The organism is Nicoliella sp. ESL1149, assembly GCF_058107265.1.
In genome coordinates this window covers 878,249-892,281 of the sequence record NZ_JBYLUE010000002.1, presented here as the reverse complement: position 1 = coordinate 892,281, position 14,033 = coordinate 878,249, and the positions used below count along the sequence as shown (strand labels likewise).

Below are 14,033 nucleotides of genomic sequence, written 5' to 3'. Positions count from 1 at the left end.
GCTATTCATTATCCGATTTCTTAGTATCTTACATTAGTGCTATTTTAACAGATTATGCTTTAAAACTAGCCCCTTCTTTAATAAAATCCAGTTATTTTTACAGTTTTTTAAGATTATTATTGCTTTTAAGCCAAAATAAAAACCCGTTCCGACTGAAACGGGTTTTTATTAATTTTATTTGTAATTAGGAGCAGCTTTCGTAATTTGAACATCATGAGGATGGGATTCAATCAATCCAGCATTAGAAATCCGACAGAATTGAGCTTGATCACTCATAATTTGAAGATTTTTAGAACCAGTGTAACCCATGGCAGAACGTAATCCACCAACCATTTGGAAGACGATGTCTTTAACGCTTCCCTTATATTCAACTCGGGCTTCGATTCCTTCAGGAACTAATTTCTTAGCTTCATTAACTTCACCTTGGAAGTAACGGTCTTTAGAACCATGTTCCATCGCAGCAATACTTCCCATTCCACGATAAGCCTTGTACTTCTTACCGTTGTCCGTAAAGGTTTCACCAGGAGTTTCATCAGTACCAGATAACATACTACCAAGCATAACGGCGTTTCCACCAGCAGCAATTGCTTTAGCAACATCACCACTATACTTGATTCCACCATCAGCAATAATTGGGCGACCCCACTTACGAGCAACAGAAGCAGCATCGTAAATGGCAGTAATTTGAGGAACACCAACACCAGCAACGATTCTAGTAGTACAGATAGAACCAGGTCCAATTCCGACTTTAACTACATCAGCACCAGCTTCATATAAAGCATTAGCACCTTCACCAGTAGCAACATTCCCAGCAATCAAAGTAGCTTTAGGATAAGTTTCACGAATTTCCTTGATTTTACGTAAAACACCTGCTGAATGACCATGAGCAGTATCAATAACGATTGCATCAGCACCAGCTTTGAACAAAGCGTCAGCCCGCTTAAATGTATCACTTGTGACTCCAACGGCAGCAGCAGCTAATAAATGGTTATTAGCATCTACAGCAGCGTTAGGAAACTTCTTAGGATCATTTTCAACAGCTTTAACTTTCGCAACCTCAGCAGCTTGGTCATCGATCAACATATTCTTATGAATAACACCTAAGCCACCAACTTCTGCCATGGCAATGCCCATCTTTGATTCGGTAACTGTATCCATACTAGCACTTAAGAATGGAACGTTTAACTTAATGTTATCAGCTAAACGAACACTAGTATCAACTTCATTAGGTAAAACATGGCTTTCAGCCGGAATTAATAAGACATCATCGAAGGTAATGCCTTCTTTTTTAAACTTGTTATCCCAATTGGACATAATTCGGAGCGCTCCTTTTTATTAAATCAGCAACAAATCAACAATTAGAAAAATATAAATTATATCTAATTTACCAAAAAACAAGGCTTTCGTCAAATTCGAAAACCTTGTTATTTGCTTAACGACGCATTGCAAACATCCCTGTAATATTAGGATATTTAGACTTAAGATAAAGATTAAATAAAATTCCAACTCCAGCGATCACAAGATCTGCAATTGGATTCAATAATGGATTAACAATTGCTGGCAAGAATGCCGTTACAATAAAGATCAAAATCCACCCCACAACCATTAATAACATGAACAAGAATCTCATCCAACCAGAATAAGTGTGAACGATGTTCGCATCAAATAAACGGGTGATAATTGGTGTCCCAAGACCAGCGGCAACTGAGATGATCAATAACGTTGTAAATCCTGCTGCATTTTGGTTCTGAGCTCCTTTATTATAATTGAAAAGGAACGTAATTCCATAAATTGCATTGAACATGGCAAAAAAGAAAATAGCATTATAAACCGCATTTGGCCAATAATTAGCCGTAATTGATTGTTTTTGCTTAGGCGGATTAACGATCGAATTAATTCTTTCTTCAACCGTTCCATACATATTCCGCGCTGTTTTTCCTTCTTTTTGATGGGCTAATAATTCATTAACCATCTTATCAATGATGTCATTCTTCTTATCAGCATCTAACTTAACACTTTCAAACTGCCGATGGAAACGAATCATGTATTCAGCATTTCGCTTCGTTAGTCCAAGATTATTAAAATAAGATTGTTGTTCCTTAATTTCTTTAGCTTGATTTTGTTTAACATCAGCGTTTTTTTGGCGATTTTGTTCATCGATCGATGACATTCATTTCACTCCTAAACGTTAAATCTAAAGTTAACGATGTCACCATCCTGCATGACATAGTCTTTACCTTCAACTCTTAACTTTCCAGCATCTTTAACTGCATTTTCACTACCTAATTTGTCTAGGTCATCAAAGCTCATAATTTCTGCACGAATAAATCCACGTTCAAAGTCAGAATGAATAATTCCGGCAGCTTGAGGAGCCTTAGTTCCCTTTAAATAAGTCCAAGCCTTCGTTTCTTTACCACCAGCAGTGAAGAATGTTTCAAGTCCTAATAACTTGTAAGCAGCCCGAATTAATTTATTCAATCCAGGTTCGCTAACTCCTTCATCCTTTAAGAACGATTTCTTATCTTCAGGATCAAGTTCGGCGATTTCTTCTTCAGCTTCTGCAGCGATTCCAATTACTTGAGCGCCTTCCTTATCAGCAAATTCTTTGATTTGTTGGAAATACTTGGATTTAGAAGGATCAGCCATGTCTGATTCAGCAATGTTAGCAACGTAAAGAACTGGTTTAGAAGTTAATAGGAATTCACCCTTAACGATTTTTTGTTCATCTTCGTCAAAATCAATTGAACGAACAGTTCCCCCGTCTTCAAGGACTGGTTTGATCTTATCTAAAACTGCCTTTTCAGCTAAAGCATCTTCGTCTTTTCCTTTTGCAGCACGTTCAACCTTGCCTAATCGTTTATTAACAGCGTCCAAGTCGGCAATCCCTAATTCTAAATTAATCGTTTGAATATCTGCAATTGGGTCAACGGTTCCAGTAACACTGGTAATATTGTCATCGTCAAAGGCTCGCACAACGTGCACGATTGCATCAACTTGACGAATATTTTCCAAGAACTTGTTTCCAAGACCTTCTCCCTTACTAGCACCTTTAACAATTCCAGCAATATCAGTAAATTCAAAGGTGGTTGGGACAACTTTCTTAGCTGGAATGATTTCTTGAATCCGAGCTAAACGAGCATCTGGAACTTCCACCATTCCAACGTTTGGATCGATCGTAGCAAATGGGTAGTTAGCCATTTCAGCTCCTGCATTCGTAATTGCATTAAATAATGTTGATTTACCAACGTTTGGTAACCCCACAATTCCGGCAGTTAAAGACATAAATAAAAATCCCCTTTTAAATTAATTGTATAAATTTATTTTTCAGATGATTCGTGTTTTTCAAGTACCTTCTTCATTTTATGCTCAAATTGACGCCGTGGCAACATAACTACATGCTTACACTTTGTACATTCGATTTTAATATCGGCACCCATTCGGATAATTTCCCATCGATTTGTTCCACATGGATGGGGTTTCTTCATTTCAACAATATCGTGAATTCCATACATGTTAAAATCCTCCTAATTTAAGTCAACGTGGAGTAAGCGTAATAAGCGACTCAAATCTTCATTAGTCAAATATTGAATTTCAATCGTTCCTTGACCACGCTTACTTCGACTAGCATTAATTGCTACCGGAGTATCAAATTTATCCTGCAATTGATTTTCACTTGCTCGTAAAAATGGTGACTTCCGACTACTTCTCCGCATTTTCTTTGTGGTTCGCTTATTATGTTTAGCTTGTCCCAATTCCTTGATCCGGGCATTAATTTGACGAACAGTTAACGTTTTAGCATATGTTTCTTGAGCTAAAGCCCGTAATTGATTTGGATCACTCAAAGCTAATAGGGCACGTGCTTGACCCATTGATAAACGATTATTCTGTAACATCGATTTAACTTCTTTTGGTAATCCCAATAATCGTAAGTAATTGGCAATGTAAGAACGACTCTTTCCCATTCGTTCAGCAACCTGTGCTTGGGTTAATTTCAAATTTGTCATTAACATATTGTAAGCTTGAGCTTCATCAATTGGAGTCAGGTTTTCTCGTTGTAAGTTTTCCAATACAGCGATTTCCATCATTTGGGCATCGGAAACATCTCGAACGATTGCTGGGATCGTTGTTTTCTTAGCTAATTTAGAAGCTCGAAAACGTCTTTCCCCTGCAAGGATTTCGTAATGATCATCAGAAACTCTTCTAACGATAATTGGTTGAAATACCCCTGACTTTTGAATCGATTCAGCCAAATCCTTTAAAGCATCAGGTTCAAATTCAGTTCTAGGTTGGTATGGATTAGCAACTAGTTGGGTCAAAGGAATATCTTTGATGGTTTCTGAATTTTCATCGACCCCATCAATATTATTATCTTCAAATAAAGCCTCAAATCCTCGACCAAGTCCGCCTTTTTTATTCTTCGCCATTAGCTAATAACACTTCCTTTGCTAAATTCATGTATAGTTTTGCGCCTTTAGAGCTAGGTTCATAATCAATAATTGATTGTTGGTGGCTAGGTGCTTCTGCTAATTTAACACTTCTTGTGATAATCGTTTTATAAACCTTATCATTGAAATGTCCCTTAACTTCCTTAACCACATCACTTCCTAAATTAGTTCTTGGATCATACATCGTCATCAAAACCCCTTCAATGAATAATTTAGGATTAAAATGCTTTTGAACCAAATGAATAGTGTGTAACAATTGACTCAATCCCTCTAAAGCATAGTATTCACTTTGCACTGGAATGATCAAGGCATCACTAGCAGTGAAGGCGTTAATCGTAATCAGTCCTAACGAGGGTGGACAATCGATCAAAACATAGTCATATTGTCCGCTGATTCCACGAATGGCTTCTTGTAGTCTGGTTTCACGAGCAATCATTGGCGTTAATTCGATATCAGCAGCTGATAATTGAATCGTTGCCGGAGCAATATCTAAATTTTTATTTGTCGTGTGTCTAATTACTGCCGAGAATGGTGTTTCATTCACTAAAACATCATACATATCTTTTTTAATCGTAGCTTTGGAAATCCCCACTCCACTAGTGGCATTTCCTTGGGCATCAACATCAATGATCAAAACTCTTTTTCCGAGCTTGGCAAGGGCTGCTCCCAGGTTAACTGCCGTCGTTGTTTTTCCAACGCCACCTTTTTGATTCGCTAATGATATAATATGCATTTCATTCACTCCTTTTATTCTCCAATTGCTTGTCGATTTGGGGTTCCTGCTTTACGAGGATACTTCTTAGGGGTTGGTTTAACCTTATTAACGACCACAATATTTCGTTCATCATCCGAAATTGGTAATTTAAAATCATAATCAGCGTCTAATTGACCACCTAAAACAAAAATCGCTCGTTTTCCAGCAATCATTTCTTCATCAGCTCTCGCAGCCTTTAAAGCGATTAATTGTCCACCAATTTTAACTAGTGGCAAGCAAAGTTCACTTAAAACGCTCATCCGAGCAACTGCCCTTGCAGTCACTACATCAAAACTTTCGCGCGCTTTTGATTTTTTTCCACCAAATTCTTCTGCTCTAGCATGAACTAGTTTAACATTATCTAATTTTAATGTTGAAATTAAATCTTCTAAAAATCGTAATCGTTTATTTAACGAATCAACAATCGTAATTTTTAATTGCGGGAAACAAATTTTCATTGGTAAAGAAGGAAAACCTGCCCCTGCTCCAATATCACAAAGCGTTAATGGTTCTTCTTGAATTCCCTTTACATAAAAAGCCGGTGTAATCGAATCGTAGAAATGTTTTAAATACACATCATCACGTTCAACAATCGTTGTTAAATTAACGTGTTGATTAGTTTCTACCAACATTTTATAGTATGTATCAAATTGTTGTAACTGGGTCTCAGTTAGCTTAATTCCATGTTCCGCTAAACTGGACGCAAATTGTTCTGGATTCATAATTATTACCCCGACTATCTTTAAACTGTGGACATATACTTTATTATTTTACCATTAAAAAAAGCCGGTGTGAATACACCGACTTTAGATTAGATTTTAATTAAGTTCTACCAAACGAATAAACCAACAATTCCAGAAGATAATAATGAAACTAAAATTCCAGAAAGAAGCATGTAACCAACGCTTCGGCTAATCGTATCATTTTTAGCTCTATCAACAATTCCCTTGAAAGCTCCAATAATCATTCCAACTGTACTAAAGTTAGCAAATGAAGTTAAGAATACAACTAATTGAGCTCTGTAGTGAGGTGGGAAAACGTGACTATTATTAATGGTCCCAGTAATTCGTTGCATAACAACAAATTCATTAGTTACCAACTTAGTTCCCATTAATTGAGCAAAGTTAAAGGCGTCATGAACATTTTGCCCCATTAACCAAGCAAATGGGAACATAATAATTCCTAAAATATGTTCAAGTGATAACCATGGATTAATAAATCCTAACAATTTATCAATTAAAGCAGCTAAAGCAACAAAGGCAATCACGTTAGCGGTAATAATCAAAATTAAACGACCAGCACCTAAAATAGAATCACCTAAGAATGAGAAGAATGGTTCTCTTTCAGGGTCCTTTTTGTCACCACTAACTTCATCAGTAGTTTCTTCAACACCAGTCTTGAAATCAGCAATAGTATCGTCTTCTGGTTTCACACTAACTGGGTTCAAAATACTAGTAACAATTACCGCATTTAAAACATTCAATGGAACAGCAGTCAATACGAATTGGCCTGGAACCATTTGAATATATGCCCCTAAAATAGAAGCGGTAACACAAGACATTGACATCATCGCAATCGTCATATTCCGTTGCGCACTAATATGCTTTAATTGTAAATTAGAAACAGCAAGTGCTTCTGTGTTCCCTAAGAACATCATCTCAACAGAGAAGAATGATTCGAACTTAGGTTGACCAGTTACATAAGACAACCCCCGACCAATCCATTTAATAATAAATGGAAGGATTCCAATATAGGTTAAAATGTCAAAAACTGGCACGATCAATAGGATTGGTAATAAAGCACTAGTTACGAAATCCATATTTTTAACATGGACCCAACTTGGTAGCGCAAATGCAATTCCTTGATAAGCCACTTGAACTAATCCAGCAAAACCATTGGCAGCAGCATTAACTGCGTCACGGCCCCAACTAAAGTTAGTAAGCAAATAAGCAATAACTAGATTTAAAACCAAAACAATGGCAACTGAACGCCACTTAATATTACGACGGTTCTTAGAAAAAAGAACAGCAATCGCAAGAAAAACTATCACACCTAAAATGTTAATAGCAAGATACATGATAACGATTTCCTTTCTATAAATGCATTTTTTAACGTTGGGATACAGACAACAAGGCCATCAATTCGTCTTGCATCACTCCTTTCAATTGATCAGATTTATTTTAATTGATTTAATAAACTATGTTCATAGTTTTCATGATCAGTTGGCGTTGAAAAATTATGGGCAATCGTAGTTGCAACATCGCCTGCAGTTCGTCGAATCCCTAAAGAATGACCAACTTTAAAACGTGGTGAATATAAGATGATCGGAAGATATTCACGGGTCATCGTCGTTTTAAAAGTTAAATCTTGAGAATAACTCGATGTTACAATCAACAAATCGTTATCGTTCAAACGGGTAAGTAAAGTTTTAATTTGGGTGTCAATTACGTTCAATCGATCCACGTATCTTTCCATATCGTGAGCGATAGCAGCTAACTGAAGTTCTGGTTCTTGAACATAAATGACCCCATTTTCTATTTTTCTAAGTTGTCGAAAGCAACTTTCAAAAGCGGTATCATCGAACGCACATTGAACTTGATGTGTCACATCTTGATCAGCTAAATAACTAATATAACGTGAAATGATTGAAACCTCATATCCTTGGCGAGCTAAATTATTAAATACACAAACCGTTCTTAAAGGTTCAGCAAAATCAAACATTTCTCGCAACGTTGATGTTGAATAATTAGCTTTTACAGTTGGATGAAGTTTCCCAGCAAAGCCAATCGGTTCATCAATTTCTGGAACAGAAGTTAAATGATGATCCCAACGAATGTTTCCCAAACCCAATTTAGTTAGCGTGGGTAATTTGAGTTGTTCATGGCATTGCTCATCTAAATGCCCTAATGTATCAGAACCAACAGAATCATAACGATTAGCATCTCCTGATTCCCCGACACCTAGCGAAGCTAAATCAACAACGATAATTCGTCTAAATTCCATGAACATCTTCCTCTCGTTAAATATCTTAAGATAATTATAACAGTTTTTAAGACATTAGAAAATAAACAGTACGCAAATTAATTCCAAATAAAAAATCGCTATGCAATTTGCATAACGATCAAAGTACTTATTAAAGAATTGTTCAATTATTTAATAAGTGCCCTTGCCAAGGAACTTAATTATAACACTCCTAGTAAATTTTTGTACAAAAAAACGTGAACAATAAAGTTCACGCTTTTTCCATTAATCATTTAAAACTAATTAAATAAATTAACCTTATTTAGTAACAACTGGAACTGCATCGTAAACAAGAGTAATATCTTGACCATAGAATGTAGCACCCTTGTTGTATTGAGCAGTAGCTGCCTTGTCTAAGACATATTCATAATGGAATTGTCCACCAATTTGAATTGGAGTAGGAACAACACCATCAGCGTCTTTAGCACCAGTAGTCTTGTTAACTAAGCTGAAACGACCATTCTTGGAACCATAGTAAGAAGCAGCCTTAACAACATCATTAACGTTACTGTATGCAATACGACCATTGAAACCATTAGTGTAATCAGCAATGCTATCAACATTCATGTTAGTAGTACCAGGAATGTATGCATAACTTGAGTTAGCATTGTTTAAGTCGAAGTACATCCATGCTTCGCTAAATGCATTACCTTGGTTGTCATCAGTATTAGTAGCATTAGTACCAGTACCATCAGCAGTGTTAGTGTTACCAGTGTTTACGTTAACATCCTTACCATCAACGTTACCATGGTTAGCTAATAAAGTATCCATAATGTTCATAGGAACAAATGAATTCTTGTTACCAGTAAATGCATGTTTAACAGCATCTGACATAGCAGGACCAGTAATGTTTAAAGCTTTAGCATCTGCAGGGTTGTAAGCACCTTGAGCATTAGGAGTAATAGCAGCGAACTTAAAGTTAGAAGTTGCTTGGTTTTCGTGGATAGCATGAACATTAATGTTAATAGTATCCCCAACCTTAACAGTACCTAAATTACTTAAGCTGTAGTTAATGTCACTAGCACTAGCAGTGTAGTTCAAGCTGTTTAAGACAGCGTTAATGTCACCACTATGACGAGGAGTTTGATCCTTAACAGATTGATCACCATCAAGAACGTTAAGAATAGGTTCGCCATCGCTACCATTAGAAGTACTCAAGTTGAATAAGTGAGCATTGTCAATAGAGTTTGAGTTATTAAGAGTCAAGAATGACTTGCTTAATACACGGTCAGTACTGCTGTAATCAGCAAAAACGTTCTTGAAACCATTGTCAGTAACGTTGTTGTTGCTTGAGTGAGTACCATTACCATTGTTAGTATCATGTTCGTCATTATGAGTTTGGTTTTCGTTTGCAGAGTTGTTAGTGATGTTAGAAATGTAAGAGTAAACAGTCTTACCATCTTTATTAACAAAGTTAATCTTAACATCATTACTCTTGTCAAAGTAACGACCAACAGAGTTGCTTAAGTTAGCTGAGTCAACCCAACCTTGAACTTCGTTGTGGTTTAAGTCGATAATGTAGTAAGCACGACGGCCATTTACAGTAGCAACTTGGCTAATACCAAATTGGTCTTTAGCATACTTAGCAGTATCAGCAGCACTAAATGCTACAACACGCTTGTAAGTAGAACCAACTGGGTACTTGTAAATGTTTTGAGCACCAGGGTACTTCAAGAATACTGATTGAGTATTCATGTCATTAGCACCAGCAGTAAATGTGTTTACAGACTTAGCTTGGTCTGCAGAAACCCATCCACGGTTAGCTGAGTTACCGAATTCAACAACCTTGAAGTACTTCTTACCGTTACTTAAAGTAGCTTCTTGGTAAGCCATGTAGTTAGCACTTGAGTTAACAGTAGCAACACTACGTGAACCCTTAACACCAGCAGGACGGTTAGTTAAGTTAGATGCAGTAACATTGTAAGCAGTAGCAACATATGCTTGGTTATCAATATTTACAACTGACTTAATAGAAACGGCTTTCTTAGTAGCCTTTTTAGCTTTCTTAGCCTTTTTAGCTTTCTTGGTAGCCTTTGCCTTCTTAGTAGCTTTCTTAGCAGAAGCATTAGTGTTAGCAAAACTAGCACCTGCAACTGAAGCAAAACTCAATGCAGCAAGACCCAAGTATAATGATTTCTTTAAACTTGAACGCATTATAATTCCCTCCAAATATATAAGATATGTAATTCATCAAGTTGTAAGAATTATAACATGAAAATGGCGAAACGCCAAATCTTTTTAATCAATTCTTGATTTAAATTACATACCCACTTCAATTAATTCTTACAATTGTTATTATATAACATAAGCTTCAAAATGTGCAATGATAACAACGGGTTGTAATCTTTTTGTTAACTCTTTGAAAACTTATATCAATCTTAATTTTAAATATTATTTTCTAAAGAAACGATTTCTGAAGCGCATTGATGAACCACGAAGACGTTTGTACAAGGCATTTCCTTGTTCTTTAACCTTATCTGACGTTTTATCAAATTGTTGTTTTGCCTTTTCAGTTGAATCAGCTAATTGTGTCTTTGCTTGATCTGCTCGTTTTGATAAATCTAAATTATTACGAGCTTGATCAATTTTAGCCTTATAACTCTTGAATGGTTTCACACCACGATTACGATGATGATCACCATGGGATAAATCGCTTTGGCCATTCATGTTATTAGCGGGCATATCAGCAAATGGCATTACGGACCAAACTGAATCGTTCCATAGATCATCACTTACTTCGCCACCATCTAAAAGTGCTGATTGAATGTCACGAGTGTTAGCAACATTGTTACAACGAACGTAAAGCTTCAGATCTGTATTTTGTTCCAATGCATTATCGAACATTTGTGGTAAAACAGATTTAAGCTTCTTTTCATCAACACTAGAGTCTAATGTCTTAGCTGCTGCTACCATTTCAGTGAAATCTAATTGGCTCATTGGGGCTTTTGCCACAGCCAAGAAAATCGCATAATCTGCATTTTGGGTTAATTTTTCCATGTAAGAAAACCTCCTAGTAATAATACCCCTAGTTTATCATATTGTAATTATTTTTGTTGTCTTATACTAATAATCTTTCCATCTTTATTAAAATTAATCTTCCAGTTCCCCTTTGTCGTTTTTGTTTTTCCATTTGGTAGAGTAGAAGAGCTTTTAACAACATAGGAAACAGTTCTACCGTTGACCTTTTGAACTGATGGATGTAATTCAACACTTTGAACTCTTCGGTTACCCAATTCATTGTTAGCCCAACGATCTTGCTTCTTATAAAAACTATTATGACTGCCATCAACAAAATAATGAGCAAGTGATTCATTATTATCATTCGTATCACCATAGCCATTAGCAATATTATTCAAATTTTCATAAACATCATTAATATTTATTTTTAATTGTTTGGAACTAACAACGTCACTTTTTATAATCGTCTTATTAGTAGATTTAGGTTTCGGTGCTGGTTGAGTTACTTTTGGTTTAGCTGGTTGTGAAGCTGAATGTTGTTCAAATGGATTCCCTGCAACAAAAATGTACCCAGCTCCTAAAATAATCAATATCACAGCTGCAACTAAAACCCGTTTTAAAGCATAACTAGTTCCACTTTCTTTTTTTACGTGTGACGTACTACCATAATAACCATTTGTTGCTGCTTTTTTATCTAACTTCATGAATAATTCAACTCCCTAGTAATGGTGATAATAGTGACGATAATAGTGGTGATAATAATGATGATATGGGTAATATGAATGATGATAGTATGGATGGTAATGATAAGTATAATGTTTTCCAGTTTGGCTCCCAAAATTAGGCGCTCCAGCTGGAGTTGGAACATTCATAGAATGGTCAATAACAGATGTTCCATCTTGGTAATTAAATTTAATTCCCGGTTGTACATTAAATAGATAAACATTAAAGTTCAAACTGCCATCCTTTGAAATTGCTTGTAAGTGAACTCCGCGGGCCATCAATTCATCCCCACGAAAAATTGGTTGAACTTGATAGATTACTTTGTCTCCTGAACGAAGTGCTTCCCGAACCTTTGATTCATAAATCGTTTGAATTTTTTGATTTGAAAACGCTGTTTGGGTAAATAAATTCTTTAAATTATTTTGATCTCCGATTGAATCATTCGCTTTATATTCACCGGCTGTATCAATCCCACCTGATAAACTATATGCGATTAAGTGCCCTCGATTTAAAATTGGTTCATTATTAACATATTTTTGATGCCAAGCACTGGGTTGAACGTATTGACGTTGCCGTTGTGAATCGTTCACAACATTATAACGATCTAAATAAGCAATCGCTGGCTTTGAGGTTCGTAACTGGGAATCTAAATCAGAATAGTCGATATGATCATGGTGCCATTTATTTGGATTCAAAGTACTTTTTCCATCATTTACATTTTTAAATGCTGCTTCTCCAGAATGATAATCTAACTTTGCAAGCTTCTTTTCGAATTCATTGTTTTTGTCCCGATGATGCTTAACTTTCTTTTTATGTATCGAATGTTTCTTAACAGAAGCATTTTGATGTGATGAAGAACTCGATTCCGAAGAACTACTTGAACGTTTCCGTTCTACCCGAGGTTGATTATGATTACCGCTATCTTTAATCGTTTTTTCCAAATTAGCAGCAAGAAAAGACATAATAATAATTACAATTACTAAACTCCACCGCGGATGTTTACGAATGAACCCCATGCTAATAACTCCCTTATTAATGATATAATCGTATTATACCATTTTTTATTTCGAAAGGATGTCAGCTATGATTTCATTTACCTACCTTGCTTTTAGCGCTGTTGTTCGGGAAAAAAGCTTTTATCGGGCTGCTCAATCACTCGACGTTACCCCATCTGCAATTAGTCATGCTATCAATCAGCTCGAAAAATTTCTTGGCTTTTCAATTTTAATTAGAAATCGGTCTGGAGTGAAATTAACTGCTGATGGAGAAAGCATCTTGCCGATCATCCAAGATATCATTAGCCAACAAAATCGTCTTGAACAAGCTGCAGCTGATATTTCCGGGGTTCATGAAGGGGCCATCAGAATTGGGGCTTTCAGTAGTATTTGCATCAATTGGTTGCCTAAAATTATTAAATCATTTAACAAACAATTTCCAAACATTAAGATAACTGTTAATCAAATGCCGTTTGGAGCCGTTAGTAAGGAAACCCACCTTGGAAATATCGATATTGGATTTACGTGTAATCCAATCGTTGAAAACATCATTAAAGTGCCATTAGTCAAGGATCAAATCTATTGTGTCACGCCAAAAGATTTTAAACCCCAAAACGGTAATTATGTTACAAAAGCTGATGTTAAAAATCATTCCTTTATGTTACAAAAAAGTGATTATGATGGTGACACTAAAAAGGTTCTTGATTTCTTTCACGTTACCCCAGGTTCAATCCAATTTAGTATTGATGATCAATCAGTTATTGCAATGGTTGAAAGTGGTTTAGCATTAGGAATCCTCCCTAAACTAGCCCTTACCAGTATTCAAAAAGACGTTAATATTTTCCCGTTCGAAAAACACTATCATCGAACCATTTACTTAGTCATGAATCCCGTTCAAGTCAAGACCCCGGTTGCCAAGAAAATGATTACTCACATTAAGCACTTCATTCAAACAAATTATCCAGATGGTCAGAATGAATAACTAGACATCAAAAATAAATTCTGATATATTGGATTTGTGGGATCGATCGAACCACTTCCTATAATCAATTAATTCTAGCGCTATGGGGAACCATAGTTAAAGAATTCATTTATATAATCGTCACAAGAACGCGAATAGCTTCCAGTGACGTTTTT

The 14,033-nt window shown here is 36.0% G+C and carries 14 protein-coding genes; 1 reads left to right on the top strand and 13 read right to left on the bottom strand.

The annotated features are described in order from the left end of the window. Nucleotides 1–174 precede the first annotated feature (174 nt). The 13 genes from guaB to AC3B6G_RS04215 all read right to left on the bottom strand — a co-directional run bounded on the left by guaB (nt 175) and on the right by AC3B6G_RS04215 (nt 12,917). A complete protein-coding gene (gene guaB, locus AC3B6G_RS04275; protein WP_489849183.1) occupies nt 175–1,314 on the bottom strand; it encodes an IMP dehydrogenase in 1,140 nt (379 codons plus the stop codon). Between the two features lie 118 nt (nt 1,315–1,432). After that, nucleotides 1,433–2,170, bottom strand: coding sequence for a DUF1129 family protein (locus AC3B6G_RS04270; RefSeq protein ID WP_489849182.1), 738 nt, complete (start codon nt 2,168–2,170; stop codon nt 1,433–1,435). A gap of 11 nt (nt 2,171–2,181) precedes the next feature. Then, on the bottom strand, nt 2,182–3,282 hold the full coding sequence (ychF, locus tag AC3B6G_RS04265; RefSeq protein WP_489849181.1) for a redox-regulated ATPase YchF: 1,101 nt from the start codon (nt 3,280–3,282) through the stop codon (nt 2,182–2,184). A gap of 35 nt (nt 3,283–3,317) precedes the next feature. Then, on the bottom strand, nt 3,318–3,512 hold the full coding sequence (locus tag AC3B6G_RS04260; protein WP_489849180.1) for a DUF951 domain-containing protein: 195 nt from the start codon (nt 3,510–3,512) through the stop codon (nt 3,318–3,320). 12 nt (nt 3,513–3,524) lie between these two features. Next, nucleotides 3,525–4,424, bottom strand: coding sequence for a ParB/RepB/Spo0J family partition protein (locus AC3B6G_RS04255; RefSeq protein ID WP_489849179.1), 900 nt, complete (start codon nt 4,422–4,424; stop codon nt 3,525–3,527). Beyond that, a complete protein-coding gene (locus AC3B6G_RS04250; RefSeq protein ID WP_489849178.1) occupies nt 4,411–5,178 on the bottom strand; it encodes a ParA family protein in 768 nt (255 codons plus the stop codon). Before AC3B6G_RS04250 ends, AC3B6G_RS04255 begins: the two co-directional genes overlap by 14 nt. Nucleotides 5,179–5,192: 14 nt before the next feature. Beyond that, nucleotides 5,193–5,921, bottom strand: a complete 729-nt coding sequence (rsmG, locus tag AC3B6G_RS04245) for a 16S rRNA (guanine(527)-N(7))-methyltransferase RsmG (RefSeq protein ID WP_489849177.1) — start codon at nt 5,919–5,921, stop codon at nt 5,193–5,195. A 107-nt stretch (nt 5,922–6,028) separates the two neighbouring features. Beyond that, nucleotides 6,029–7,276 (bottom strand): NupC/NupG family nucleoside CNT transporter, encoded by a 1,248-nt coding sequence (locus tag AC3B6G_RS04240; protein ID WP_489849176.1) that lies wholly within the window; start codon nt 7,274–7,276, stop codon nt 6,029–6,031. Between the two features lie 98 nt (nt 7,277–7,374). Then, complete coding sequence (locus AC3B6G_RS04235) at nt 7,375–8,202, bottom strand: alkaline phosphatase family protein (RefSeq protein WP_489849175.1); 828 nt, start codon at nt 8,200–8,202, stop codon at nt 7,375–7,377. 276 nt (nt 8,203–8,478) lie between these two features. Beyond that, a complete protein-coding gene (locus tag AC3B6G_RS04230) occupies nt 8,479–10,374 on the bottom strand; it encodes a hypothetical protein (protein WP_489849174.1) in 1,896 nt (631 codons plus the stop codon). A 237-nt stretch (nt 10,375–10,611) separates the two neighbouring features. Next, nucleotides 10,612–11,217 (bottom strand): hypothetical protein, encoded by a 606-nt coding sequence (locus AC3B6G_RS04225; RefSeq protein ID WP_489849173.1) that lies wholly within the window; start codon nt 11,215–11,217, stop codon nt 10,612–10,614. A gap of 47 nt (nt 11,218–11,264) precedes the next feature. Further along, nucleotides 11,265–11,882, bottom strand: coding sequence for a hypothetical protein (locus tag AC3B6G_RS04220; RefSeq protein WP_489849172.1), 618 nt, complete (start codon nt 11,880–11,882; stop codon nt 11,265–11,267). Between the two features lie 15 nt (nt 11,883–11,897). Further along, nucleotides 11,898–12,917 carry a DNA/RNA non-specific endonuclease gene (locus tag AC3B6G_RS04215; protein ID WP_489849171.1) on the bottom strand — a complete coding sequence of 340 codons (1,020 nt, stop codon included), beginning with the start codon at nt 12,915–12,917 and terminating at the stop codon, nt 11,898–11,900. A 67-nt stretch (nt 12,918–12,984) separates the two neighbouring features. On the opposite strand from AC3B6G_RS04215, the gene AC3B6G_RS04210 reads away from it, so the two are divergent. Beyond that, nucleotides 12,985–13,878 carry a LysR family transcriptional regulator gene (locus tag AC3B6G_RS04210; RefSeq protein ID WP_489849170.1) on the top strand — a complete coding sequence of 298 codons (894 nt, stop codon included), beginning with the start codon at nt 12,985–12,987 and terminating at the stop codon, nt 13,876–13,878. The last annotated feature ends 155 nt before the right edge of the window (nt 13,879–14,033 follow it).